19 protein-coding genes are annotated in these 25,639 nt (G+C 74.0%); 8 read left to right on the top strand and 11 right to left on the bottom strand.

What is annotated here, in order from left to right:
* Positions 1–92 precede the first annotated feature (92 nt).
* From V6U79_RS20770 to V6U79_RS20755, 4 genes are all read left to right on the top strand, one after another.
* Entirely contained in the window at positions 93–1,286 is a 1,194-nt protein-coding gene (locus V6U79_RS20770) for a thiolase family protein (RefSeq protein WP_334526946.1), read from the top strand.
* 55 nt (positions 1,287–1,341) lie between these two features.
* The gene (locus V6U79_RS20765; RefSeq protein WP_334526949.1) at positions 1,342–3,411 is read left to right on the top strand and encodes a 3-hydroxyacyl-CoA dehydrogenase NAD-binding domain-containing protein; all 2,070 of its coding nucleotides are present in this window, start codon (positions 1,342–1,344) and stop codon (positions 3,409–3,411) included.
* Positions 3,412–3,574: 163 nt separating this feature from the next.
* Positions 3,575–4,474 (top strand): hypothetical protein, encoded by a 900-nt coding sequence (locus V6U79_RS20760; protein ID WP_334526952.1) that lies wholly within the window; start codon positions 3,575–3,577, stop codon positions 4,472–4,474.
* A gap of 133 nt (positions 4,475–4,607) precedes the next feature.
* Complete coding sequence (locus tag V6U79_RS20755) at positions 4,608–5,435, top strand: hypothetical protein (protein ID WP_334526953.1); 828 nt, start codon at positions 4,608–4,610, stop codon at positions 5,433–5,435.
* A gap of 86 nt (positions 5,436–5,521) precedes the next feature.
* Here the strand turns inward: V6U79_RS20755 and V6U79_RS20750 are convergent, their stop codons facing one another.
* From V6U79_RS20750 to V6U79_RS20735, 4 genes are all read right to left on the bottom strand, one after another.
* Positions 5,522–6,718, bottom strand: a complete 1,197-nt coding sequence (locus V6U79_RS20750) for a sensor histidine kinase (RefSeq protein WP_334526956.1) — start codon at positions 6,716–6,718, stop codon at positions 5,522–5,524.
* A complete protein-coding gene (locus V6U79_RS20745) occupies positions 6,715–7,377 on the bottom strand; it encodes a response regulator transcription factor (RefSeq protein ID WP_334526959.1) in 663 nt (220 codons plus the stop codon). The genes V6U79_RS20750 and V6U79_RS20745 overlap by 4 nt, the downstream gene beginning before the upstream one ends.
* An 80-nt stretch (positions 7,378–7,457) precedes the next feature.
* A complete protein-coding gene (locus tag V6U79_RS20740) occupies positions 7,458–8,708 on the bottom strand; it encodes an outer membrane protein assembly factor BamB family protein (RefSeq protein WP_334615533.1) in 1,251 nt (416 codons plus the stop codon).
* A complete protein-coding gene (locus V6U79_RS20735; RefSeq protein WP_334615531.1) occupies positions 8,705–9,982 on the bottom strand; it encodes a hypothetical protein in 1,278 nt (425 codons plus the stop codon). The genes V6U79_RS20740 and V6U79_RS20735 overlap by 4 nt, the downstream gene beginning before the upstream one ends.
* Positions 9,983–10,102: 120 nt before the next feature.
* On the opposite strand from V6U79_RS20735, the gene V6U79_RS20730 reads away from it, so the two are divergent.
* Positions 10,103–11,974, top strand: coding sequence for a hypothetical protein (locus tag V6U79_RS20730; protein WP_334615569.1), 1,872 nt, complete (start codon positions 10,103–10,105; stop codon positions 11,972–11,974).
* A 13-nt stretch (positions 11,975–11,987) separates the two neighbouring features.
* Here V6U79_RS20730 and V6U79_RS20725 read toward each other — a convergent pair whose 3' ends face one another.
* Positions 11,988–13,811 carry a glycosyltransferase family protein gene (locus tag V6U79_RS20725; RefSeq protein WP_334615568.1) on the bottom strand — a complete coding sequence of 608 codons (1,824 nt, stop codon included), beginning with the start codon at positions 13,809–13,811 and terminating at the stop codon, positions 11,988–11,990.
* Between the two features lie 293 nt (positions 13,812–14,104).
* Between V6U79_RS20725 and V6U79_RS20720 the strand changes: the two genes are divergently transcribed.
* Complete coding sequence (locus V6U79_RS20720) at positions 14,105–15,301, top strand: hypothetical protein (RefSeq protein ID WP_442933330.1); 1,197 nt, start codon at positions 14,105–14,107, stop codon at positions 15,299–15,301.
* 1,203 nt (positions 15,302–16,504) lie between these two features.
* On the opposite strand, the gene dxs is transcribed toward V6U79_RS20720, so the two are convergent.
* The 4 genes from dxs to V6U79_RS20700 all read right to left on the bottom strand — a co-directional run bounded on the left by dxs (position 16,505) and on the right by V6U79_RS20700 (position 23,024).
* Positions 16,505–18,457: a 1-deoxy-D-xylulose-5-phosphate synthase gene (gene dxs / locus V6U79_RS20715; protein ID WP_334526970.1), complete on the bottom strand. Its 1,953-nt coding sequence runs from the start codon at positions 18,455–18,457 to the stop codon at positions 16,505–16,507.
* A gap of 70 nt (positions 18,458–18,527) precedes the next feature.
* Complete coding sequence (locus V6U79_RS20710; protein WP_334615529.1) at positions 18,528–19,688, bottom strand: anhydro-N-acetylmuramic acid kinase; 1,161 nt, start codon at positions 19,686–19,688, stop codon at positions 18,528–18,530.
* A 13-nt stretch (positions 19,689–19,701) separates the two neighbouring features.
* On the bottom strand, positions 19,702–20,955 hold the full coding sequence (locus tag V6U79_RS20705) for a class I SAM-dependent RNA methyltransferase (protein ID WP_334615528.1): 1,254 nt from the start codon (positions 20,953–20,955) through the stop codon (positions 19,702–19,704).
* Positions 20,952–23,024, bottom strand: coding sequence for an APC family permease (locus V6U79_RS20700; protein ID WP_334615526.1), 2,073 nt, complete (start codon positions 23,022–23,024; stop codon positions 20,952–20,954). The genes V6U79_RS20705 and V6U79_RS20700 overlap by 4 nt, the downstream gene beginning before the upstream one ends.
* 158 nt (positions 23,025–23,182) lie before the next feature.
* Between V6U79_RS20700 and V6U79_RS20695 the strand changes: the two genes are divergently transcribed.
* Together V6U79_RS20695 and V6U79_RS20690 are read left to right on the top strand one after the other, a co-directional pair.
* Positions 23,183–23,848 (top strand): potassium channel family protein, encoded by a 666-nt coding sequence (locus V6U79_RS20695; RefSeq protein WP_334615524.1) that lies wholly within the window; start codon positions 23,183–23,185, stop codon positions 23,846–23,848.
* Positions 23,849–23,850: 2 nt separating this feature from the next.
* Positions 23,851–24,540 (top strand): potassium channel family protein, encoded by a 690-nt coding sequence (locus V6U79_RS20690; RefSeq protein ID WP_334526987.1) that lies wholly within the window; start codon positions 23,851–23,853, stop codon positions 24,538–24,540.
* Between the two features lie 15 nt (positions 24,541–24,555).
* On the opposite strand, the gene V6U79_RS20685 is transcribed toward V6U79_RS20690, so the two are convergent.
* Entirely contained in the window at positions 24,556–25,239 is a 684-nt protein-coding gene (locus V6U79_RS20685) for a DUF3159 domain-containing protein (protein ID WP_334526990.1), read from the bottom strand.
* The gene (locus tag V6U79_RS20680; RefSeq protein WP_334526992.1) at positions 25,236–25,616 is read right to left on the bottom strand and encodes an OB-fold nucleic acid binding domain-containing protein; all 381 of its coding nucleotides are present in this window, start codon (positions 25,614–25,616) and stop codon (positions 25,236–25,238) included. The genes V6U79_RS20685 and V6U79_RS20680 overlap by 4 nt, the downstream gene beginning before the upstream one ends.
* Between the last annotated feature and the right edge of the window lie 23 nt (positions 25,617–25,639).

The raw sequence follows: 25,639 nt of genomic DNA, 5'->3' as shown, positions 1-25,639 counted from the left end.
CGGGGGAACGTGCCCGTGTCGGCGACCCTCATTCGGTCCGGAGTGCCGCCTGCCGGCGCGAAGGCCGAATTATGGTCGAATAGGAGGCTCAAGTGCCCCGTGAAGTTCGGGATGTCGTCTTCGTCGACGGCGTCCGTACCCCGTTCGGCAAGGCGGGTGGCATGTACGCCAACACCCGCGCCGACGACCTGGTGATCCGCTGCATCCGCGAGCTGCTGCGCCGTAACCCGCAGCTGCCCCCGGAGCGGGTCGAGGAGGTGGCCATCGCCGCCACCACCCAGATCGGCGACCAGGGCCTGACCATCGGCCGCACCGCCGCCCTCCTGGCCGGCCTGCCCAAGACCGTCCCCGGCTTCGCCATCGACCGGATGTGCGCCGGCGCGATGACCGCCGTCACCGCCGTCGCTGGCGGCATCGCCATGGGCGCCTACGACATCGCCATCGCCGGCGGCGTCGAACACATGGGCCGGCACCCGATGGGCGAGGGTGTCGACCCCAACCCGCGGATCATCGCCGAGAAGCTGGTCGACCCGTCCGCCCTGGTCATGGGCGCCACCGCGGAGAACCTGCACGACCTGGTCCCGCACATCACCAAGCAGCGCACTGACGCGTTCGCGCTCGCCTCGCAGCAGAAGACGGCGAAGGCGTACGCCAACGGCAAGCTCCAGGACGACATGGTGCCGGTCGCGATCCGTGACGCCGAGGGCGCGTGGGGCCTGGCCACCACCGACGAGGCTCCCCGGGAGACCTCCCTGGAGAAGCTCGCCACCCTCAAGACCCCGTTCCGCCCGCACGGCAAGGTCACCGCGGGCAACGCGGCCGGCCTGAACGACGGCGCCACCGCCAGCCTGCTCGCCGACGAGGCCACCGCCCGCGAGCTGGGCCTCCCGGTCGCCATGCGGCTGGTCTCGTACGGCTTCGTCGGCGTCGAGCCCGAGGTCATGGGGATCGGCCCGATCCCGTCGACCGAGAAGGCGCTGCGCATCGCCGGCCTGACCATCGACGACATCGGCCTGTTCGAGCTGAACGAGGCGTTCGCCGTGCAGGTGCTCGCCTTCCTCGACCACTTCGGCATCGCCGACGACGACCCGCGGGTCAACCCCTGGGGCGGCGCGATCGCCATCGGCCACCCGCTCGCCTCCTCGGGCGTCCGGCTGATGACGCAGCTCGCCCGGCAGTTCGCCGAGCACCCCGAGGTCCGCTACGGCCTCACCGCCATGTGCATCGGCATCGGCATGGGCGGCACGGTCATCTGGGAGAACCCGCACTGGGAGGGAAACAAGTGAGCGCGAGGAACGAGCCGGGTCTGCGAGTCCCGCAGTCGCGAACGAAGGAGTCACGGTGAGCGCGCTCTCCACCCCGAACGAGGTCGTCACCCGGGCGCTGCTGCGCCAGGTGAACGTTCCGGGCCTGGACCGGCCGGCCGCGTTGATCACGCTGGACAACGGCTTCGACCACACGAAGCCGAACACCTTCGGCCCGGCCGGTCTGACCAGCCTGGACGAGGCGATCACCGCGGCGCTCGCGGCGAACCCGGCGTTCATCGCGGTCACCGGCAAGCCGTACATCTTCTGCGTCGGCGCCGACATCGTCGGCCTGCCGGCGCTCGCCGACCGGGAGCAGGCCCTCGAGGTCGGCCGGCTCGGCCACCGGGTCTTCGCCCGGCTCAAGGACAGCGAGATCCCGACCTTCGCCTTCGTCAACGGCGCGGCGATGGGCGGCGGCCTGGAGCTGGCCCTGCACTGCCACTACCGGACCCTCTCCGGCGGCGCGGCGGCGCTGGCCCTGCCCGAGGTCTCCCTCGGCCTGGTCCCCGGCTGGGGCGGCACCCAGTTGCTGCCGAACCTGATCGGCATCCCGGCGGCGACCCAGGTGATCATCCAGAACCCGCTGATGCAGAACAAGATGCTCAAGCCGAAGCAGGCCGCCGAGATGGGCATCGCGGACGTGCTGCTGGAGCCGGGCGACTTCCTGGAGCGGTCCCTGGAGTGGGCCGCCGGCGTGGTCCGCGGCGAGGTCACCGTGGTCCGGCCCGAGGTCGACAAGGACATGTGGGCGGGCGTGCTCTACTTCGCCCGGCAGACCCTCGACCAGCGGCTGCACGGCGCGGTCCCGGCCGCGTACAAGGCGCTGGACCTGCTGGAGACGGCGAAGGACGCCGACTTCGCCACCGGCACCGCCGCCGAGGACGAGGCCCTGGCCGACCTGGTCTTCAGCGAGGAGCTGCGCAGCGGCCTGTACGCCTTCGACCTGGTGCAGCGGCGGGCCAAGCGGCCGGCCGGCGCGCCGGACAAGGGCCTGGCCCGGCCGGTCACCAAGGTGGGCATCGTCGGCGCCGGCCTGATGGCCAGCCAGCTCGCGCTGCTCTTCGCCCGTCGCCTCCAGGTGCCGGTCGTCATGACCGACCTGGACCAGGCCCGGGTGGACAAGGGCGTCGGCTACGTGCACACCCAGATCGAGAAGGCCGTCAGCAAGGGCCGGATGGACAAGGGCACCGCCGCCAAGCTGTACGGCCTGGTCAGCGGCGCGGTCGACAAGTCCGTCTTCGCCGACGCCGATTTTGTGATCGAGGCGGTCTTCGAGGACCTGGACGTCAAAAAGCAGGTCTGGGCGGAGCTGGAGAAGATCGTCAAGCCGGAGGCGGTGCTGGCGACGAACACCTCGTCGCTGTCGGTCACCGCGATGGCGGCGGAGCTGGAGCACCCGGAGCGGGTGGTCGGCTTCCACTTCTTCAACCCGGTGGCGATGATGCCGCTGCTGGAGATCGTCCGCGGCGAGCGGAGCGACGACGCCACCCTGGCCACCGCGTTCGCCGTCGGCAAGCAGCTGAAGAAGTCGTCGGTGCTGGTCTCCGACGCGCCCGCGTTCGTGGTCAACCGGCTGCTCACCCGCTTCCTCGGCACCGTCTTCGCCGCCGTCGACCAGGGCACCCCGCTGGACGTGGCGAACAGCGCGCTGGACCCGCTGGGCCTGCCGATGCGCCCGCTCGCCCTGCTCCAGCTGGTCGGGCCGGCGGTGGCGTACCACGTGGGTGGCACCCTGCACGCGGCGTTCCCGGACCGGTTCGCGGTCAGCGAGAACCTCAAGCGGATCGCCGATTCCGGTCAGCCGATCGTGGTCGACGACCGGGTGAACGAGGACGTCGCCAAGCTCCTGGTGGTCGGCGACCAGCCGCTCACCGCCGAGCAGGTGCGCCAGAACGCGCTCGACGCGCTGGCGCAGGAGATCCGGCTGATGCTCGACGAGGGTGTCGTCGCCGAGGCGCAGGACATCGACCTGTGCATGATCCTCGGCGCCGGCTGGCCGTTCCACCTGGGCGGCGTCACGCCGTACCTGGACCGGACCGGCACCTCCGAGCAGGTCACCGGCCGGCGGTTCCTGCCGCTCGGGGCGGCCAGCCTGCGCGGCTGACCCCACCCGCTCCCCCGCGATCGCGGTGGTCGGCGCGCCCCTCGCGGCGCCGCCGGCCACCGCGATCGTCGTTCGTGGGCGCCGTCGGGTCGGATTCGGGGCAGCGGGAGGGGACTTCGGCTGGCTACCATCACCCGTTCTCATCTCGCGCTGGAGCTGATCAATGTCCTCACCGCCGGTCGATCCCTGGTCCGGGCAGCCGGAGCACGGCTCGCCCCCCGGCCCCCACCCGTACCCGCCCGGCGGGCAGCCCCCGCCGCCCACCCAGGCCGGTGGCTGGCCGGCCGCGCCCCAGCCCGGGCCGCACCCCGATCCCCAACCCACCCAGGCGTACGGCGGCTTCCCCTCCGTGCAGCCGCCGTACGGCCAGCCCTACGGCGCTCCGGCCGCCCCGCCGGCCAGGAAGTCCCGGCTCCCGCTGATCCTGTCGCTGGGGCTGGCCGGCCTGCTGGTGCTCTGCCTGGGCGGCGGCGGCCTCGCCTACGTCGCCCTCTCCGGCGGGGACGACCCGGACCCGGTGGCCAGCTCGGCCCCCACCCGGGGCGCGACGCCCACCGCCACCGCCCCCGCCGAGGAGACCCCGTCGGCGGAGCCCAGCCCCGAGCCGCGGATCCGGCTGGTCGCACCGAAGACCCTCGCCGGCCGGGCCAAGAGCACCGATCCGGAGCTGCGGAAGCTGGCCGACGGGATGGTCAAGGACATGAAGTCGACCGTCCGCAACGAGAGCGGCGCCATCGGCGCCTTCTACGGCAGCCCGACCCGGCGAAACATGATCATGGTCGCCGGCGCCACCGGTTTCGTGCTCGACCCGGAGAGCGAACTGGACGAAGCGGTCGAGGGGCTCTCCGGGTCACTGGCCGTCCGGAAGACGTCCACTGTCGACCCGGGCCCGCTCGGCGGTGCCGCGCGCTGCGGCGACGGCCGGGCCTCCGGCGTCTCGCTGGGCGTCTGCGCCTGGGCCGACCAGGGCAGCGTCGGCATCATCGTGATGTTCTTCTCCACCGGCGCCAAGGCGAAGGCCCAGTTCACCAGGATCCGGGGCCAGCTCGAGAAGCGGTCCTGAGTCGACGGCTACCCGGGTCGGCGGTCACCCCTTCGGGACCGTCGACCCGGGGCCGTCCCGGTCGGCCGGCGGTTCGTCGACAGCGGCTGGCTAAGATCACCCGTTCCCCTCCCCGCAGACCTGGAGCCGCCCCATGTCCCAGCCGCCGGCCAACCCCTATCCCGCGAATCCGCAGGGCGACGGGCCGTACGGCTCGTACCCGCCGCCGCAGCAACAGCCCGCCGGATATCCGCCGCCGCAACCGGGGGCCTACCCACCGCCGCAGCCCGGGGCCTACCCGCCGCCCACCGGCGCCCCGGCTCCGCCCGGCCAGCCGTGGGGCGACCCGAACGCGTCCGGCCAGCCGTACGGCGGCCCGGGCGTCCCGCCGGCGCCGAGGAAGTCCTCCGCCGGCAAGATCGTGCTGATCGTGCTCGCCGTGCTCCTGGTGCTCTGCCTGGGCGGCGGCGCGGCCGTCTTCTTCCTGGTCAAGGACGAGGTGAAGGAGGCCGTCGACGCCCAGGACACCCGGGTCAGCGCGCCGGAGACGCTCGCCGGGCGACCGAAGGTCACCGACCCGAACCTCCAGGACGTCGCCGAGCAGCTGGAGTCGGAGCTCAACCGCACCATCCCGGACGCGACCAGCACCGCCGGCGCGTTCTACGGCAACCCCGCCAAGCGGGACCTGGTGATGGTCGCGGCCGCCTCCGGCCTGAACCCCGACCCGACCAGGACGCTGAACGACTTCCTCGCGGGCGCCCGGACCAGCGACGTCGAGATCGGCGCGATGAAGACCGTCGACGCGGGGCCGCTCGGCGGTGTGGCCAGGTGCGGCGACGCCAAGGCCGCCAAGGTGCCGCTGGGCGTCTGCGTCTGGAGCGACAAGGGCAGCCTCGGCATGATCATGATCTACTTCAAGAACGGTGCCGACGCGCAGGCGGAGTTCGCCACCATGCGCGGGCAGATCGAGCAGAAGTCCTGACTCGTACGCCGCGACAGCGGGCCCCGTCCACCGAGGTGGACGGGGCCCGTTCCGGTCAGCCGGCCGTGGCGGCGCGCTCCGGGGCGTCAGCGCTCGCGGTGCGCGGTGGACCGGACGGCGGCGGGCCGCGCGACCGCGCCCTCCGCACCGGCGGCCGGCAGCGCCACCGTCACCTCCAGCCCGCCACCGGGCTGGGCCACGACCGTGACGGCCCCGCCGTGCGCGTCGCAGACCGCCCGGACGATGGAGAGCCCCAACCCGGACCCGCGCGCCCCGGTCCGCTCCCGCCCGCCCCGCCGGAACGGCTCGAAGAGCCCCGGCACGTCGGCCGGGTCCACCTCGAAGCCGGTGTTCCCCACCACGAGGAAGGAGGTGCACCCGTCGGTGCCGGTTCGTACCCAGAGCCGGCCGTGCAGGTGGTTGTAGCGGACCGCGTTCTCGATCAGATTGCCGGCGAGCCGGTCCAGCAGTCCCGGATCGCCGACCACCGGGGCCGGCCGGAGCGAGGTCTGCACCCGCAGCCCGATCCGCTCCACCTCCCGGGCGACGGCCGACAGGGCGTTGGCCGTACCGGTGGCGAGGTCACACTCGGTGCGGCGGGCCAGCCGGCGACCGGTCTGGGCCTCGCTGCGGGCGAGCACCAGCAGCGCGTCCACCAGCCCGTTGGCCCGTTCCGAGGCGTCGCGCACCACGGTGGCCATCCGGCGGTACTCGGCCGTGTCCGCCTCGTCGTCGCTGAGCGTGACGTCGATCTCGGTCCGCATCACCGCGAGCGGGGTACGCAGCTCGTGCGAGGCGTTGGCGACGAAGCGTTTCTGCGCCTCGAAGGCGGCGGCGATCCGGTCCAGCATCGCGTCGAAGGTGCGGGCCAGCTCGGCAACCTCGTCGTCGGCCCCGGACCAGCCGATCCGCTGGTCCAGGGTGGCCTCGCCGAGGCGCTGCGCGGTGGCGGTGACCTGGTGCAGCGGTCGCAGCGCCCGCCCCGCCACCAGGTACGCCCCGGCGACCCCGACCACGCTGATCGCCAGCAGGGCGACCAGGCCCTTGAACAGCAGCTCCTGCGACGCCGCGTCGACCAGTTGGCGCTGCCAGACGGCGGCGTCGAGGGTGCGGCCGTCGGCCAGCAGCACGGTGGTGCCGGCGCGCAGCTCGTCGCTCGGGCGCAGCGCGTCGCGGACCAGCAGCCAGGCCAGCGCCACCAGGACCGCCCCGGCGCCCACCAGCAGCACCCCGTTGAGCAGGGTCAACCGCAGCCGCAGCGTGGGGCGCAGCCGGCGGGTCATACCCCCACCGTCCGGTAGCCGGCGCCGACGACGGTCTCGATCAGCGGCGGGTCGCCGAGTTTCCTGCGCAGGGTCATCACGGTCACCCGGACGATGGTGGTGAACGGGTCGGTGTTGGCGTCCCAGACCCGTTCCAGCAGTTCCTCGCTGGAGACCACCGCGCCGCGGGCCTTGACCAGCTCGCAGAGCACGCCGAACTCCTTGTTGGTCAGGTCGACCGGGGCGCCGCCCCGGCTGATCACCCGGCGGGCCGGGTCCAGCACCAGGTCGGCGATCGCCAGCACGGGCGGGGCGGCCGGGGTGGCCCGCCGGCCCAGCGCCTGCACCCGGGCGACCAGCTCGTCGAAGGCGAACGGCTTGGGCAGGTAGTCGTCGGCGCCGAGGCCCAGCCCCTCGACCCGGTCCGCCACGCTGTCGCTGGCGGTCAGCATCAGCACCCGGGTCAGGGTGCCGGAGGCGGCCAGTTCGGCGCAGATCTGGTCGCCGTGCATCCCCGGCAGGTCCCGGTCGAGGACCACCACGTCGTACCGGGTGACGAAGGCGGCCTCGTGGCCGGCGTCGCCGTCGTAGGCCACGTCGACCGCCATGCCGCGCTTGCGCAGCCCGCGCGCGATCGCGTCGGCGAGGTTGCGCTCGTCCTCGACCACCAGTACCCGCATCCCGACCTCCTCGCCGACCTGCCCGACAACCTAGTGCCGGCCACCAAACCCGACGCCGGGGCCCGGCGGGGGCGGGCAGGTCAACCGGGCAGCCGCCACGCTCGGATCTGCCCACCCTCCGTCAGGCAGTGCAGGACGCGGTCGGCGTAGTCGCACGAGCCGGACCAACCGGGCAGCACGTGGCGGACCCGCACCTCGCCGGTGGCCAGCTCCAGCTCGGCCAGGAGCTGCCGGTTGCGGGGCAGCAGGCGGGTCACCAGCAACCGCTTCCCCCGCAGCTCGCCGACCGGCTGCCACCGGCCCAGCTCGGCGAGGACCCGGCCGGTCGCCGGATCGAGCAGGGCGTACTGCTGGCGGGCCCCCTCCGGGCCGCCGGCGAGCAACCGGTCGCCCACCAGAGTGAGTGGGGCCCATCCGTCGGCCGTCCAGCGCACCCGCCCGGTGGCCGGGTCGATCACCCGGGCCCGGCTCGGCTGGCCGAGGCAGATGGCGTCTCCGCAGTCGTTCGTGATCGGCGCCGTCGGGTCCAGCGGCGCCTCCCAGCGCAGCGCCCCGTCGTCCAGCCCGTACGCGGCGACCCGGTCCGGCTCTCCGACGACCAGCAGCAGGTCCCCGACCACCTGCGTCGACTCGTACCCGCCGGGTCGGGGCGGCGGGATCGTGAAGGCCGCCCGCCTCTCGCCGGTACTGGCGTCGTAGACCTGGATCCGGCCGGTGACGGCCACCAGGACGAACGCGTCGACCGTCCGGGCGTCGTAGCGGTACTGGACGGTGTCCGCGCCGGAGGCCACCGACCAGCGGACCGCGCCGGAGCCCGGATCGACCCCGTGCACGGCTTCCGGGCCGGCAGCACTCAGCAACAGTCCACCGTCGCCGGTCGGCGTCGCCGTCCCGGCCCGCCGCCAGCGCACCCGGCCGGCGGTGGGGTCGATCAGCAGGGTGGTCGGGCCCTCGTCGGACTCGACGGTCACCACCACGTCGTCGCCGAGTCGTTCGAGCACGGAGACCGGCGCGGCGTCCGGCAGCGGCAGTCGCCACCGGGTTCGCCCGTCGGTCACGTCCACCGCGATGAGCTGGGGCGGCCCGTCCGGCCCGGCGACCCGCTCCCCGACGAGGATGAGCAGGCCGGCGGCGACGAGGGAGCCCGGCTGGGACGTGGCCGGCACGGGGATGCGCACGGCCCGCGCCGGTGCGGGCGCCGCCGCGCCGAGGGCGAGCAGGGTGAGCAGGGCGACCAGCGCCGCGCGCAGCTGACGACCGACGGGCGGGGGTGGGGGCGGCGGGTCCGGTTCGGTGTCGTGGCTCCGCTCGCCGAGGTCGATCACGGTCACCGGGGCAACCGCCAGATCCCGTACGCGTCGTCACCCCTGCGGCAGAGCAGCAGCGTCGGGGTGGCCTGGCAGTCGCCGGTGACCCCGGTGACCACGTCGAGGGCGCGGGCCTCGCCGGCCGCCGGGTCCAGGTCGGCGACGACCAGCCGTCCCGTCCCGGCGCGGCGCGACCCGATCAACCGGCCGTCGAACGGATACCAGCTGGCCAGCTGCCAGCTGCCCAGCTCGGCGACCGTGCGTCCGGTCGCGGTGTCGAGGATCGCGAGCGTCTCCCGGCCGCCGGTGTGCGGTGCCATCACCAACATTCGGCCGTCCCGCTCGGTCAGCCGGCCGTTCCAGCGGTCGGCCCGCCACCGCACGTCCCCGGTGGCCCGGTCGAGGGCCCACATGCCCTCGGTGTGCCCGTACCCGCAGATGAGGGCGCCACAGGACTCGAAGTGCGACGCCCCGGTCCTGGCCTCCCAGCGGCGGTCCAGCTCGTCCAGCCCGTATGCGGTGACCCGGGTGGCGTTCTCCCCGACCACCAGCAGCAGGTCGCCGACCGGCTGCGCCCGCTGGGGAGTGGGCAGCTCGCCGGGGCGGATGTTCGCCGCTCGCAGCCGCACGCCGCTACGGGGGTCCCAGATCTGCACCTCGCCGGAGGCGGGAGTGGCCACGATCCGGTCGATCCCGTCGGGGCCCCACCGCCAGCTGGCGTCCGGCGGTGTCGACAGCGACCAGCTGACCCGGCCGGTGGCCAGCTCGACGGAGCGGAACTCGGTGGACCGGTCGCCGCCGCCGTCGACCATGAGCAGACCCTCCCCCGACCTGAAGGCGACGCCCGGCAGCTCCCAGCGGCGCACCCCGGTGGCCAGGTCGAAGGCGGCGGTGCGCGCCGGCGCCTCCGGGGTCGCGCCGCCGGTCACCAGCACCATGTCGCCCACCACGGAGACCCCCTCGGCGGCGCTCGCCGCGGGCAGCGGGGCACGCCATCGCGGGGTGAGCGGGCCGGTGCCGTCCGCCGGCACGGCGTAGGCGACGAGCTGGCCGCCCCGGGCGGCCGGCGTGTCCCCGCGCTCCAGCACGAAGAGCAGGTCACCGTGCAGGACGGCCGACGTGGTGGGCCCGGCCGGCACGGTGAAGAGGCTGCGCTGCGGGGGTGCGGCGGCGCCGGCCATGGAGACGACGAGCAGCACGGCCAGCAGAGCGACCCGCAGGGGCCGGCCGGCAGCGCGGGGTGGCCGGCGCAGCGGCTCGGGCTCGGCGTCCGCGCGGATCTCCCCAAGATCGATCATCGCCACGTCCACCCCTCCCCCGGACCGCCACGACCCGAATCCGGCCCCATCCGCTCCGGTCCACCGGCCGGCGGGTCCGATTCGTCGCCGCCTGTACGATGGCCCGTCGTGGCTGTGCCGGTGGTAGATCCCTCGCTGAACCCGACGTCCGCTCCCGTTGGGGCCGAGCCCGTCGTGGCCGAACCGACACGGCGGCCCCGCCGGCGACCGGCCCGGGCCGACCTGCTGGCCATCGGAGCCTATGTGCTGCTCGGCGTTTTCGTGTGCCTGAACTACTGGGTGGACGTGCAGCACCGGGTCTCCTCCCACCTGCCCACCGACCACAGCTGGTTCGAGTGGCTCTTCCAGCACGGCGCCCACTCGGTGCGGCATCTGGAGAACCCGCTGTTCAGCGCCCGGCAGAACGCGCCGGACGGGGTGAACATGATGGCCAACACCTCACTGCTGGGCATGACCATCCCACTCGCCCCGGTGACCCTCCTCTTCGGACCGCAGGTGACGTACGCGCTCTATCTGGGTGGGGCGCTCGCCGCCACCGCGGCCACCTCGTACTGGGTGCTCTCGCGGCACCTGGTGCGCTCCCGCGGGGCGGCCTTCGTCGGCGGCGCCTTCCTCGGCTTCGCGCCGGGCATCGTGCACCACGCCAACGGGCAGCCCAACTTCGTCTCCAACTTCCTCCTGCCGCTGATCGTGGTCCGGGTCTTCGGCCTCGGGCAGCCGGGCCGGTGGCGGCGCGACGGGGTGGTGCTGGGCCTGCTGGTGGCGTACCAGATCTTCATCAACGAGGAGATGCTGCTGCTGACCGCGCTGGCCTGCCTGGTGGTGGTGCTGGCGTACGTGGCGCAGCGGCCCCGGGCGGCGCGGGCGCGGGCCGGGGGTTTCCTGGCCGCGCTGGGCCTCGGCGGCGGGCTGGCCCTGCTGCTCACCGGCTACCCGATCTGGTACCAGTTCAACGGCCCGCAGTCCTACCGGGGCCTGCAGGGCGGGGTGTTCCACAACTGGGGCGAGGACCTGATGGCCTTCGTCACCTTCGCCCGGGACACCGTGGCCGGCGACGAGGCGGTAGAGAAGACCATCGGCCTCACCGAGCAGAACACCTGGTTCGGCTGGCCGCTGGTGCTGGTCGCGCTGGCCGCCCTGGTGCTGCTCTGGCGCCGGTCGCTGGCGGCCCGGGTCGCCGGGGTGCTGGTGGTGGTCTTCACCGTCGCCTCGATCGGCCCGAAGGTGCGGTTCAACGGGGTGGAGACCGACACCGACGGCCCCTGGGCGTACATCCCGGACGACCTGCCGCTGGTCGAGATGATGATGCCGACCCGGTTGAGCCTGGTGGTGGTCGCGGCGGTCGGCGTCCTGCTCGCGCTGGCCTGGGACGCGGTCGCCGGCTACGGCCGCGCCACCGCCCCGGCGCCGCGCCGGCCGGCCGACGACGCCGCGAACCGGCCCACCACGCCGGCGCCGGCCCGCCGGCGGTGGCTGCGCCCGGTGGGGTACGCGGCGATCGCGCTCGCCGTGCTGCCGCTGTTCCCGCGTCCGCTGCCGGCGCAGCCGGTGGACCCGCCGCCGCGCTTCATCACCGCCGGCGGTTGGCGTCCGTACGTGCCGAACGGCCGCACCCTGGTGCCGGTGCCGATCCCGAGCAACGTGCACGGCCTGCCCACGCTGCGCTGGAGTGCCCTGACCGGGCACGAGTTCCCCGTGCCGGGCGGCTACTTCATCGGCCCCAACGAGAAGGGCGAGGGGGTCTTCGGCGCCCCGAACCGCCCCACCAGCACCCTGATCTACTCCAGCATGGACTCCGGCACGGTGCCGGCGCTGACCGAGGAGAACCGCCGCCAGGCGGTGGCGGACCTGCGCTTCTGGAAGGCGTCGGTGGTGGTGCTCGGCGCGCACCCGCGGGAGGCGGTGCTGCGGGAGCTGATGACCGGCCTGCTCGGCCCGGCGCAGCGGGTCGACGACGTCTGGCTCTGGGACGTCCGCCCGCTGGTCGGCTGAGCGGCTCCGGACGTCAGGCGGAGCGGGCGTCCAGCGACCGGACGTCCCACACCCAGACGTCCAGCTCCCGCCGGCCGGGGCCGACGAGCTGCTCCACGGTCCGGCGCAGCGGCTCGGCGTGGTGCTGGCGTACCGGCAGCACCAGCACCGCCGACCGCCAGTGCCGCAGCTCGTCGAGGCAGCGGCGGCGCTGCCGGTCGTTCAGCTTCGGCGTACGGCCGGTGGTGGCCACCTCGTCGAGCAGTTCGCCGATGCCGCTGGGCCGGCCGCCGAAGCGGCCCGGGTCACCGGTGGTGCCGTTGCGCGGGGCGAGGAAGTAGCCGCCGGGGATCTTGAAGTCGAGGTTGGTGGCGGCGGCCCAGCGCATCCCGTAGGTGTTGCCCATGCTCGGCACGGGGATCGGGACGAGGGTCTGGTCCGGACCCACGTACTCCCGCCAGCGGTCGGCGGTGATGAAGTCCGGCACCGGTGGCCGGGAGGTCACCTTCAGCGGCATCGGCACGATCGGCAGCAGGGCGATGACCAGGGCGGCCACGGTGACGGTACGGGCGTGCCGCCACTCGGCGCCGCGCAGCGTCCAGGCCCGCTGCACCGCCAGCGCCAGCAGCACGCCGATCACCACGGAGGTGATCAGGGCGAACCGGGTGGGCACCACCGCGTCGAGCAGCGGCAGCCGGACGAGCAGCTCCCACGGGCCGGTGAAGAGGTCCCGGTCCCACCACGAGATGCGCTCGCCGAGGGAGAGCACGGCGAAGAAGGCGCCGGTCGCGGCGAGGGCCCGGACCAGGACGTCCCGGCGCAGCCAGATCACGATGCCGACGGCGGTCAGCGCGAGGCTCCAGCCGAAGAAGGCGTTCTCCTCCGAGTAGTTCGGGGCGAGGTTGACGTTGGCCCGTTCGTTGCCGCCGAAGGTCGGCGACCCCGGTGCGAAGAAGGCGGCGATGTCGTTGCCGTAGTCGCGGACCGTGGCGCTGAGCCCGTGGTACGCCATCGGCCCGGCGAACTGCACCCAGAGCGGGTACGCCAGCAGCGCACCGGCCAGCAGCGCGCAGGCCGACAGGCCCTTCGCCAGCGGGCGCCACGCGGCCGACCACCGCGCCGGTCGCTGCACCAGCACCGCGGTGAGGAAGACGCCGCAGGCCAGCGCGGTGAAGAGCAGGATCTCCTCGTTGATGAACGCCTGGGTGGTGACCAGCAGGGCGAGCAGCACGCCGTCGCGCACCGGGCGGGTCGAGCGGGTGAGCACCATGACCCGCCAGACGATGAACGGCAGCAGGAACTGCGAGATGATGTTGGGGTGCCAGTTGGCGTGCGAAAGCATCGCCGGCGAGAACCCGCAGAACCAGCCGCCGACGGCGGCCGCCAGCCGCCGCCCCACCAGGTGCCGGGAGAGCACGTGGTACCAGCCCGCGGCGGTGCCGGCCAGGCCGAGGGTGACCAGCACCACGAAGGACACGGCGGGCCCGAAGAGCAGGGTGACCGGCACCATCGGGATGCCCAGCGCCAGCACCGCCGTGTTCGCCATCAGGTTGACGCCGTCGGGGTAGTTGAACTGGTCGGTGTAGAACGGGAACTCGCCGTGCAGCACCACCCGCACCGAGTGGGCGAGGAAGAACTGCACCTGCGCCGGGTCGCTGCTGTAGAGCGAGGCGACCCGGCCGGCCGGGTCGACCCAGATCTGGCTGGTCACCCAGAGGGCGGCGAACAGGAAGATCCCGTACACCGTGAGGTCCTTGCGCCGGGGGGTCCAGCGCCACCGCCGTGCCCACGCGGGCGCCGCGGCGCCGTCGCGCCGCGTCGCGGTCCGCCGCCCCTCGGGTACGACGTCCGGGGCCACGCCGACGGCGGGTACGGTCGTCGGCTCCGGTGTGGCGACGTCCGCCACCGCCGTGGCGGTGCCCCGGCTCGCGCCGGTGGGAGCGTCGGGGTCCGGTGCGGATTCGCCACGGGGCTCGGCAGACGTCACAGTCGGCGGAGTCTACCGGAGCCGGAAAATCACACGAAATCCACGCGCTGTCCCTGGTGAGTCCTGCCGTCCCCGGGCCCCCGGGCGGCCGCGCCCGCGCCCGCGGGCGTTGCGTACCATGTGGGCTTCCGACAACGACGGTGACGGGATCGGGGGGCGTACAGGTGGCTCGAGTCCGCCGGCGCGGCGTGAGGGCCATCGCGCTGCTCACCGCGGCGCTCCTGGTGACAGCGTGCGGTCCGGTCACCGAGCGCCGGTCGCCGGAGCTGCGGATGGGCTACGACAGCCTGGACGGCACCCTGCCGGTGTGGCCGCCGCGCGGCTCGCTCGCCGGCGACGCCGCCGCGACGAGGGCGGTGACCGAGGCGGTACGGGCCTGGCGGTCGCCGATCGACGACCGGGCCCACCTGCCGTCGTCCGGCATCCTCTGGTCGGGGGAGGTCGGCGGCGCCCCGCTGGCCCTGGTCGTCGCCGACGTGCCCGGCGAGAGCGCCTCCTGGCTGCTCCAGCTCGACGGGTCCGGCGGCCGGTACCGGGTCGACCGGGCCACCGAGTACACCGATCCCGGCTATCTGGCGTACGCCGACGTGCTGCCGGTGCAGCTGCCCGACGGGCGCCGCTACCTGACCTCGGGGCGGGTGGAGCGGCTGCTCGGCCCGGACGGCCGGGCGCTGATGGTGACCGACGGGCTCAGCGCCCGGGCGGCGGTGCCGGCCTGCGCGGCGGTGCCGGTGACCGCGACGTTGCGGGCCACCGAGTCGCTGCCCCGGGGCCGGGCCGCGGACCGGCTGCTCGACCTCGGCACCGCCACCACCGACCCCCGGTACCCGTTGGTGCGGGACGAGACGGGCTCCGGTCGGCGGGCCCTGGACGGGCTGGACACCTGCGTGCTCGCCGACGAGCGGGGCCCGTTCGGCAGCATCCCGCGCCGGATCGGCGACCGGGACGCGCCCCGCTCGGTGCCCGAGTCGTGGCCGATGGAGAAGGTGACCGTCCGGGCCATCGGCGAGATGGCGCTGGGCGGCGGCGACGACCCGGGTGACCTGGAGCAGCTCAGCTGGGAGACCGACGCCGGGACGATGACCTCGGTGGTCTACCGCCCGGCCGGCGACGGCCCCCCGGTGGTCTCCCCCGCCGACCGGTCCAACCCCCTGCAGACGTACGTGCTGCCGGTGCCGGGGCAGCCGCTTGTCGTGCTGACCTGGCGGGGCAACCGGGACGCCACGCTCGCGGTACCGCCGGGCACCCCCCGGCTGGTGGACCGCCCCGGCCTCGTGGTCGTGCCGATGCCGGCGGCGAAGCAGACCTTCAGCCTCGCCGGCGCGGAGAAGACCTACTACCGCTCCGTCGGCGGCCGCTGACGCCAGCCCGCGGTCAGCCCCGCCGCCAGGCCGACCCCGTGGCAAGGCCGACCCGTGGCAAGGCCGACCCGTGGCAAGGCCGACCCGTGGCAAGGCCGACCCGTGGCAAGGCCAACCCGTGGCAAGGCCAACCCGTGGCAAGGCCAACCCGTGGCAAGGCCAACCCGTGGCAAGGCCAACCCGTGGCAAGGCCAACCCGTGGCAAGGCCAACCCGTGGCAAGGCCAACCCGTGGCAAGGCAGACTCCGGCCACCAAGCCGACTTCGCCGCCAGGCCGGCCGGTGGTCAGGAGGACCCGGCCGCCGGGCCGGCCCCGTGGCCGCGCCGGCTGGGGCGCGAGGCCGGTGCTTGCCCTTCGAAGCTGACAGCGGCGGCGAGTCAGCGCAGACCCGGCGGCTGTCGAGCCCCCGCCCGCCGCCTGCACCAACCCGCACAGCCCTCCGGACCGCCCCGCAGTGCCCCGCCCGCGCACCGCCCGCCCGCCCGCCCGCGCACCGTCCTGGACCCGGCTAGGCCAACGGATCCCTCACACCGCCCTTTGGAGCTGATGACGCCAACGACTCGCACGCCGCCGGTTGCCGGTCGCCGATCACCCCCGCGCCTTCAAGATCGCGCTACTTCCTGGAAGTAGTGGCATCCTCGCCGCGCTGATGCCACTACTTCCAGGAAGTAGCAGCACGATCTTCACGCGTCGACGTCACCCCGGACCGGCACCGGGGCGAGCCGGGCCGGGGCAAGCCGAGCCGAGCCGGGGGGCGGAGGTGGGCGGGAGGGCAGGCCCGACCCGGGGGCGCGGTGAGTCGTTTACGTCATCAGCTCTAAAGCACGTGCAAGGCACTACCGCCGGTGCAGGCGTGGGCGCAGGCCGGGATGTCAGCGGCAACAGCGCAGTGGACCGCGCCGGCGGCGCACATCGTGGCCGAGACCGACGGTGGGCGTGACGTGGAGCCCCGCGCGGGGATCGCTCTCGTCGGGCTTCCTCGGCGTCGCGCCGCCGGGCCTCCAGGGCGTCGCGCCACCGGGCCTCCAGGGCGTCGCGCCACCGGGCCTCCAGGGCGTCGCGCCGCCGGGCCCTCCTCGACGTCGGACCACGGGGCTTCCTCGCAGTCGGGGCTGATGCGGCGCTGACGGTGGGAGCACGGTGTCTCGCAGACGCCGACGGGCGGCCCCGGAGAAACCGGGACCGCCCGTCGGGCGCGGCGATCAGTTCTGGCTGGCCTCGCTGGCGGGCAGCCGGACCGGCTCCACCGGCTCGGCGTCCAGGCCGGAGATCCAGCCGGTGACGTTCCGGGCCACGTCCTGCGCGGTCAGCCCCAGGTCGGCGAGGATCTGCGCCCGGGTGCCGTGCGGGTGCCAGTCGGCGGGCACGCCGAGGTCACGCAGCGGAACCCGGACGTCGGCGTCCCGCATGGCCTGGCCGAGCGCGTCGCCGACGCCGCCCACCCGGACGCCGTCCTCGACGGTGACCACGAGCCGGTGGCCGGCGGCCAGCTCGACCAGCTCGGCGGGGACCGGACGGACCCAGCGCGGGTCGACCACGGTGACGCCGTAGCCCTGCTCGGCAAGGCGGGCGGCGACCTCCATGCCCAGCTGGCCGAAGGAGCCGACCGCGACCAGCAGCACGTCGGTACGCGCCGACTCGGCCAGCACGTCGACGGTGCCGACGCGGCGGACCGCCGGCAGGTCGGCGGCGACGGTGCCGGTCGGGAAGCGGACGATGGTGGGACCGTCGTCGACCGCCACCGCCTCGCGCAGCTCCTCGCGGAGGCTGCTGGCGTCCCGGGGCGCGGCGATCCGCAGGCCGGGCACCACACCGAAGACCGACATGTCCCAGATGCCGTAGTGGCTCGGCCCGTCCGGGCCGGTGATGCCGGCCCGGTCCAGCACGAACGTGACCGGCAGCCTGTGCATCGCCACGTCCAGCAGGACCTGGTCGAAGGCGCGGTTGAGGAAGGTCGCGTAGACCGCCACCACCGGGTGCAGCCCGCCCATCGCCAGGCCGGCGGCCGAGGTGGCGGCGTGCTGCTCGGCGATGCCGACGTCGTACACCCGCTCGGGGTACTTGCGGGCGAGCTTGGCGATGCCGGTCGGCTCGGCCATCGCGGCGGTGATGCCCACCACGTCGGGGCGCTCGTCGGCGATGGCGACCAACTCGTCGGCGAAGACATGGGTCCACTTGACCGCGGGCGCGGCGACGAGCTTGCCCGTCTCCACGTCAAAGGCGCCGCCGGGGCCGTGCAGGCAGTCCGCCTCGTCCTCCTCGGCCGGGCGGTAACCGTAGCCCTTGCGGGTGACCGCGTGCACGATCACCGGGCCGCCGAAGTTCTTCGCGGCGCGCAGCGACGACTCGACCGCGGCGATGTCGTGCCCGTCGACCGGGCCGACGTACTTGATGCCGAGGTCCTCGAACATCGCCTGCGGCGCGACCGCGTCCTTGATGCCCTTCTTGACGGCGTGCAGCACCTCGTACATCGGCTTGCCGACCAGCGGGGTGGAGCCGAGGGCGTCCTTGACCGTGTCGAGGACCTTCTCGTAGCCGGGGTTGAGCCGCAGGAAGGAGAGGTGGTCGGCGAGGCCGCCGATGGTCGGCGAGTACGACCGGCCGTTGTCGTTGACCACGATGACGAGGGGGTTGCCGGCGGTGGCGATGTTGTTCAGCGCCTCCCAGCACATGCCGCCGGTCAGCGCGCCGTCGCCAACCACGGCGACCACGCTGCGCTGCTCGCCGCGCAGGGCGTACGCCTTGGCCAGCCCGTCGGCGTAGGACAGGGCGGTGGAGGCGTGCGAGTTCTCGATCAGGTCGTGCTCGCTCTCGGCCTGGCTGGGGTAGCCGGAGAGGCCGCCGCGCTGGCGCAGCTTGTCGAAGCCGTCCTGCCGGCCGGTGAGGATCTTGTGCACGTACGCCTGGTGGCCGGTGTCGAACAGGAGCCGGTCACGGGGGGAGTCGAAGACCCGGTGCATGGCCAGCGTCAGTTCCACCACACCCAGGTTCGGGCCGATGTGCCCGCCGGTGCGGGAGACCTTGGCGATCAGGAAGTCACGGATCTCGGCGGCGAGGATGTCCAGCTGCTCGGCGGTCATCCGCTTCACGTCCTGCGGACCGTGCACCGCGCCCAGCAGCCGACCGTGGTGGGCCGTGTCCGATTCAACACTCATGACGAGAGAGTCTATCGGCCACCCGCGACACCGCAGCCCGGCCGTGGATCATCCCAGCCGGCTCCCAGCCTCACCGCTGGACCAGCAGCCGCCGCGGCGCGGCGGGCGGGGTCGCGCCGTACGGCGGCCCGGACGGGGTCCACGAGCCCAGCACGGCGGCCGTCCGGGCGCCGGTCACCGAGGGGATCGCCCCCGGCAGGCCGTGCCAGGAGAGCCAACCGAGCAGGGCGAAGGCGTACGCCTCCCGGGCCTGCGCCGGCACCCCCAGCTCGTCGGTGGTGCGCAGCCGCCAGCGGCCGGCGCCGAGGGCGGCCAGCCGGCCGAGCAGTGTGGGGTTGCGCACTCCCCCACCGGCCGCGACCACCTCGGTGACCCGGTGCCGGTCGCACTCGGCGGCCACCGTCCGGGCGGTCAGCTCGGTCAGCGTGGCGAGCACGTCGTCCGGGGCCACCTGTTCCCCCACGGCGGCCAGCCGCTCGTCCAGGTAGCCGGCGTGGAAGAGTTCCTTGCCGGTCGACTTGGGCGGCGGCGCCGCGTAGTACGGCTCGGCCAGCAGCACGTCCAGCAGGCCGTCGTGCACCCGGCCGGCCGCCGCACGGGCGCCGTCGAGGTCGCAGGGGCGGCCCAGCAGGCGCCGGGCCGCCGCGTCCAGCAGCGCGTTGGCGGGGCCCACGTCGTACCCGAGGACCGGCGCGTCCGGGGCGACCACGGTGAGGTTGGCGATGCCGCCCAGGTTGAGCGCCGCCCGCGGCCCGCCGGCCGGGTCGAGCAGCAGCGCGTCGAAGGCCGGCACCAGCGGCGCGCCCTGGCCGCCGGCCGCGACGTCCGCCGCGCGCAGGTCCGACAGCACGGGTACGCCGACCCGGGCGGCCACCCGGGCCGGCGCGCCGAGCTGGAGGGTGCCCCGGGTGACGCCGGCCTCGACCCAGTGGAAGACGGTCTGGCCGGGCGAGACCACCAGGTCGGCGTGCCCGCCGGCCAGCTCGACCCCGAGCGCGGCGGCGTCGGCGAAGACCTCGCCGAGGGCGTTGTCCAGCCGGCACACCGCCTCGATCGTGGTGGCCGCCGGGGGCAGCAGCGCCCCGATCTGCTCCCGCAGCGCCTCGTCGTAGCCCAGTTCCCGGTGCCCCAGCGGACGCATCCGCAGCGCGTCGCCGTCGGCGGTGAACTCGGCGGCGACCACGTCCACCCCGTCGTACGAGGTTCCCGACATCAACCCGACGATCTTCATCGGGTCAGGCTAGTCACCGCGCGGGCGGCAGGAGCAACCCGACCAGCTCCACGTGCTGGGTCATCGGGAACAGGTCGAAGCCGCGCAGTGCGGCCAGCCGCCAGCCGAGCCCGGTGAAGGTGCGCACGTCCCGGGCGAAGGCGGCCGGGTCGCACGCCACGTACGCGACCGCGCGCGGCCGGGCGGCGGCCACGTCCCGGACCACCGGGGCGCCAGCCCCGGAGCGCGGCGGGTCGAGCACCACCAGGTCGACCGGGCCGGTGACCCGGCGGCGGGCCAGCGCGGTCTCCACGCGGGCGGCCACCACCTCGACCCGGGGCAGGTCGGCCAGGTTCTCCCGGGCGGCGGCGGCGCCCTGCGCGGAGGACTCGACCAGGGTGATCCGGGCGTCCGGGCCGACCCGGCCGGCGAGCGCGGCGGCGAAGAGCCCGGCCCCGCCGTACAGGTCCCAGGCGGATTCGCCGGGGCGCGGGTCGAGCAGGTCGAGGACCGCCCCGACCAGGGTGTCGGCGGCGGCCGGGTGGACCTGCCAGAAGCCGCCGGCGGGCAGGGTCCAGTCCCGTCCGGCGGCGCGCTCGTGGACCGTCTCCGGGCCCTCGACCGGCGTGGCGACCCCCTCGGTGACGGTGGCGATGGTGACGTCCCCGCCGGTGGAGGCGACCGTTTCGACCGCCTCGGCGTCCGGCCAGCGCGCGCCCGACGGGGTGAGCACCGGCAGCTGCTGGATCGTCGGGTGGGCGATGAGGCAGCGCTCGATCGGCACCACCTCGTGCGAGCGATGCTTGAGCAGCCCGGCCCGGCCGGCGGCGTCGACCGCGTACCGGACGCGGGAGCGCCAGCCGAGCGCCCCGCCGGGCAGCGCCGCGACGGTGACGCCGAGGGCGTCGACCTCCGCGTCGGTGAGGCCACCGAGGCGGGTGAGCTGCTCGCGGACGACCGTGCTCTTCCACTCCAGCTGGGCGGCGCGGGTGACGTGCTGGAGGTCGCAGCCGCCGCAGCGACCCGGCTTCGCGTACGGGCAGGGCTGCTCCACCCGGTCCGCCGACGCCGTCAGGATCTCGACGGCGTCGGCGCGGGCGAAGCCCTTGTGCAGTTCGGTCACCTCGGCGATCACCCGCTCGCCGGGCAGCGCGTGCCGGACGAAGACCACCTGGCCGTCCACCCGGGCCACGCAGTGCCCGCCCGGGGCGACCGCGTCGACGGTCAACTCGACCCGTTCGGCCTCTTCCAGCCCGTCCCGCCGGGCCGGGTCGCGCTCGGCGGTCACGGGCGGTCACCGCCGATCGGTCCGGTCTCGCCGGGCGGCCCGGAGTCCACCGGTGGGACGCGCGGCGGCAGGGTGGAGCGCGGCGCCACCCGCGGCCCCCGGGCGGGGGTGCGGCTCAGGGTGGCGTCGAGCCGGTCCAGGTTCTTGCTGGCGGTGGAGGCGAGTTGCCAGGGCACGCTGGTGACCATAACGCCCGGCTCGAAGAGCAGCCGGCCCTTGAGCCGAAGCGCGCTCTGGTTGTGCAGCAGGTTCTCCCACCAGCGGCCCACGACGTACTCGGGGATGAAGACGGTGACCACGTCGCGGGGCGACTCCCGGCGGGTGGAGGCGACGAAGTTCAGGATCGGGCGGGTGATCTCCCGGTACGGCGAGTCGACGACGGTCAGCGGGACGGGCAGCTCGCGGCGCTGCCACTCGGCCTGCAACTGCCGGGTGTCCTTGTCGTCGACGTTCACGGTCACCGCGGTGAGCGTGTCGGGCCGGGTGGCCCGGGCGTACGCGATAGCCCGCAGGGTCGGCTGGTGCAGCTTGCTGACCAGCACGATGGCGTGGTTGCGGGCGGGCAGCACGGGCCGGCCCTCGTCCGGGGTCAGCTCGACGGCGACCCGGTCGTAGTGCCGGCGGATGGCGAGCATCAGCGCGTAGATCATGGCCATCGCGGCGATGGCGATCCAGGCGCCGAGCAGGAACTTGGTCAGCAGCACGATGACCAGCACGGTGCCGGTCATCGCCATGCCGAAGCTGTTGATCGCCCGGGACCGGGTCATCCGCCGGCGGATCTCCGGGTCCCGCTCCTTGCGCAGGTGCCGGTTCCAGTGCCGGATCATGCCGGCCTGGGAGAGCGTGAACGAGACGAACACCCCGACGATGTAGAGCTGGATCAGCTTGGTCACCTCGGCCTGGAAGCCGACGATCAGCACGATCGCGAAGGCGGCCAGGAAGAGGATGCCGTTGGAGAACGCCAGCCGGTCGCCGCGGGTGTGCAGCTGCCGGGGCAGGTAGCGGTCCTGGGCGAGGATCGACCCGAGCACCGGGAAGCCGTTGAAGGCGGTGTTCGCGGCCAGGAAGAGGATCAGCGCGGTCGCCCCGGCGACCACGTAGAGCAGCACCGAGCCGGAGCCGAAGACCGTCTCGCCGAGCTGGGTGGTGACGGTCTTCTGCACGTAGCCCTCGGGGCCGGCGAGGATCTGCAGCTCCGGGTCCTCGACGAACTGCAGGCCGGTCAGTTTGGCCAGCCAGATGATGCCGACCAGCATGGTCACCGCGATGGTGCCGAGCAGCAGCAGGGTGGTGGCGGCGTTGCGGCTCTTCGGCGCCTTGAACGCCGGGACGCCGTTGGAGATGGCCTCCACACCGGTGAGCGCGGCACAGCCGGAGGAGAACGTACGCAACAACAGGAAGACCAGGGCGAGGCCGGTCACGCTGTGCTCGGCCTGGATCTCCAGCCCGGCGCTGGGCGCCCGCAGGTCGTCGCCGAGCACGAAGATCCGGACCAGCCCGGTGAGGATCATCCCGACCATCACGATGATGAAGCCGTAGGTGGGGATCGCGAAGGCGTTGCCCGACTCGCGCAGCCCGCGCAGGTTCATCGCGGTCAGCACCACCACCGCGAGGACCGCGATCAGCACCTTGTGGGTGGCCACGAAGGGCACCACGGAGCCGAGGTTGGCCACCCCGGAGGAGACCGACACCGCGACGGTGAGCACGTAGTCGACCAGGAGCGCGCTGGCCACCGCCACCCCGGCCCGGGGCCCCAGGTTGACCGTCGCCACCTCGTAGTCGCCGCCGCCGGAGGGGTAGGCGTGCACGTTCTGCCGGTAGCTGGCCACCACGGTGAGCATCACCACGACCACCGCGAGAGCGATCCACGGGGAGAAGAGGTACGCCGAGGCCCCGGCGATGGAGAGGGTCAGCAGGATCTCGTCGGGGGCGTACGCGACGCTGGAGAGGGCGTCGGAGGCGAAGACCGGCAGGGCGACACGCTTCGGCAGGAGGGTGTGCTGGAGCCGGTCGGACCGGAACGGTCGACCGACGAGGAGTCGCTTCAGCAGCGAGGTGGGACTGGCCACAAGCGCTAAGGGTACGACCACCCGGGGCCGACCGTCGGGGGTGCCTGATCAACCGGTGGCGCGCCCGCGGGGTACCGTCGGTCCCCCGCCGGAGCACCGGACGTGGCAGGCTCGCAGACGACAGGCCCGCGTCGACGGGGCACCTTGGGAGGGACACCGTGCATGTCGTGATCATGGGCTGCGGTCGGGTCGGCTCGACGCTGGCCCACAGCCTGGAGTCCCGGGGGCACTCGGTGGCCGTGATCGACCAGGACGCCGACGCGTTCCGCCGCCTCGGCCCCGACTTCGCCGGCGTCACCGTCACCGGGGCCGGCTTCGACGGCGAGGTGCTCCGCCAGGCCGGCATCGAGCGGGCGGACGCCTTCGCGGCGGTCTCCAGCGGCGACAACTCCAACATCATCTCGGCCCGGCTGGCCCGCGAGACGTTCGGCGTCTCCCGGGTCGCCGCCCGGATCTACGACCAGCGCCGGGCCCAGGTCTACGAGCGGCTCGGCATCCCCACCGTGGCCACCGTCCGCTGGACGGCCGACCGGATGCTGCGGCACCTGGTCCCCGAGGGGAACGTGGAGATCTTCCGCGACCCGACCAGCACCGTCTCGATCGTCGAGGTGCCGGTGCACAGAGAGTGGATCGGCCGGCCGCTGCGCCAGTTGGAGGCGGCGACCGGGGCCCGGGTCGCGTACCTCACCCGCTTCGGCATCGGCACCCTGCCCAACGCGTCCACCGTGGTGCAGGAGGGCGACCAGCTCTACGTGCTGGTCACCGACGACATCGCCGCCTCGGTCACCGCGGTGGCCGCGGCACCGGCCGAAGGAGGGCACTGAGCATGCGGATCGCCATCGCCGGCGCCGGCAACGTGGGCCGCTCGATCGCCCAGGAGCTGATCGACAACGGCCACCAGGTGATGCTGATCGAGCGCCAGCCCCGGATGCTGCGCCCGGACCGGGTGCCCGCCGCCGACTGGGTGCTCGCCGACGCCTGCGAGCTGACCAGCCTGGAGGAGGCGAACGTCGCCGGCTGCGACGTGGTGGTCGCGGCGACCGGTGACGACAAGGTCAACCTGGTGGTGTCGCTGCTGGCCAAGACCGAGTTCGCGGTGCCCCGGGTGGTCGCCCGGGTCAACCGGGCCGAGAACGAGTGGCTCTTCACCGAGCAGTGGGGCGTCGACGTGGCGGTCAGCAAGCCACGGGTGATGGCCGCCCTGGTGGAGGAGGCGGTCACCGTCGGCGACCTGGTCCGGCTGATGACCTTCCGGCAGGGCGAGGCGAACCTGGTGGAGATCACTCTGCCGCCGACCGCTCCGTACGTCGGCCAGCCGATCCACGCGGTGCCGATCCCCCGGGACGCCGCCCTGGTCGCCATCCTGCGCGGCAAGCGGGTGCTGGTGCCCAGCCCGGACGACCCGATCGAGGCCGGCGACGAGCTGATCTTCGTGTGCACCGCCGAGGTGGAGGACGACGTCCGGGCGGTCATCCTCGGCCCGGACAGCGTCGAGCGGACCCGCGGCCAGCGGTGAGCCGGGCCGGGCGGCTCAGGCCCCCGGCAGCGGCCGCGGCGCCGTCTCCCGGGTCACCCGACGCACGGTCCAGACGGTGATCAGCAGGAGCAGCGCGTACGGCGGGTAGCCCAGCGCCAGCCGGGCGACGCCCAGCAGGGTGTCCTGGTGGGCCAGGTAGAGCCCCGCCTGCACGCCCACCTTGGCCAGCCAGACCACGCCCCAGAGCACGGTGAGCTGGGTGAAGGTGCGCACCAGGCGGGGGTCGTCCCGCCACTCGGCGCGGCCCTTGGCGACCAGCACCGACCAGATCCAGCCGACCAGGGGCTGGCGGATCGCCGCCGAGATGAGCAACGCCACGCCGTAGCCGATGCCGTAGAGGATGCCGGGGAGGTAGAAATCCCGCTCATCCCCGGTCCGCCAGGCGATCCCCGCGCCGATGGCGACGCCGAAGAGCCCGTTGACCGCGTGTCGCACCGGCCGGCGCTGGGCCAGCCGGACGACGGCGATCAGCAGCGCCACGCCCACCGAGGCGATCACGGCGGGCCGCAGCTCGCCGACGACGTTGGCGAGGACGAAGACGACGACCGGGATGCTGGACTCGACCAGCCCGCGCCAGCCGCCGAGCTGTTCGGCCATCTGCTCGGCCATGGTGGGCAGCCGCTCGTCGCCCTCCGGCCCGGTCTCCGGCTCGGTGGCCCGGTGCTGTCCGGTGGTCACTTCGGCGACTCCAGCTCGTAGTACGGGTTGTAGATCACCTTGCGGTCGTCCCGGACCGCGACGCGGCCACGCGCGATCAGGTGCCGCCCGGGTTCGATGCCGGCGATGTGCCGCCGCCCCAACCAGACCAGGGTCACCACGTCGCTGCCGTCGTAGAGGTCCGCCTCCAGGGTCGGCAGGTTGGTCCGCGGGGTGTAGCACACCGTGCGGAGCCGGCCGGAGACCGACACCACCTGCCCGCGCATGCACTGCTGGGCCGGCACCCCGCCGGACTCGGCGCTCTCCCGGCGCAGCTCCTGCGCCTCGATCTCGGCCTCGCTGGCGGTGAGCCGTCGCAGGATGCGCCGCAGCGACACCCGGCCCTCGTCGGTCGTCATGACCTCCGCGCCACCCTCTCCCC

The organism is Micromonospora psammae (assembly GCF_036902725.1).
In the GTDB taxonomy this organism is placed as follows: domain Bacteria; phylum Actinomycetota; class Actinomycetes; order Mycobacteriales; family Micromonosporaceae; genus Micromonospora.
The sequence above is the reverse complement of the archived record's forward strand: the minus strand, read 5'-3'. Positions and strand labels throughout refer to the sequence as shown.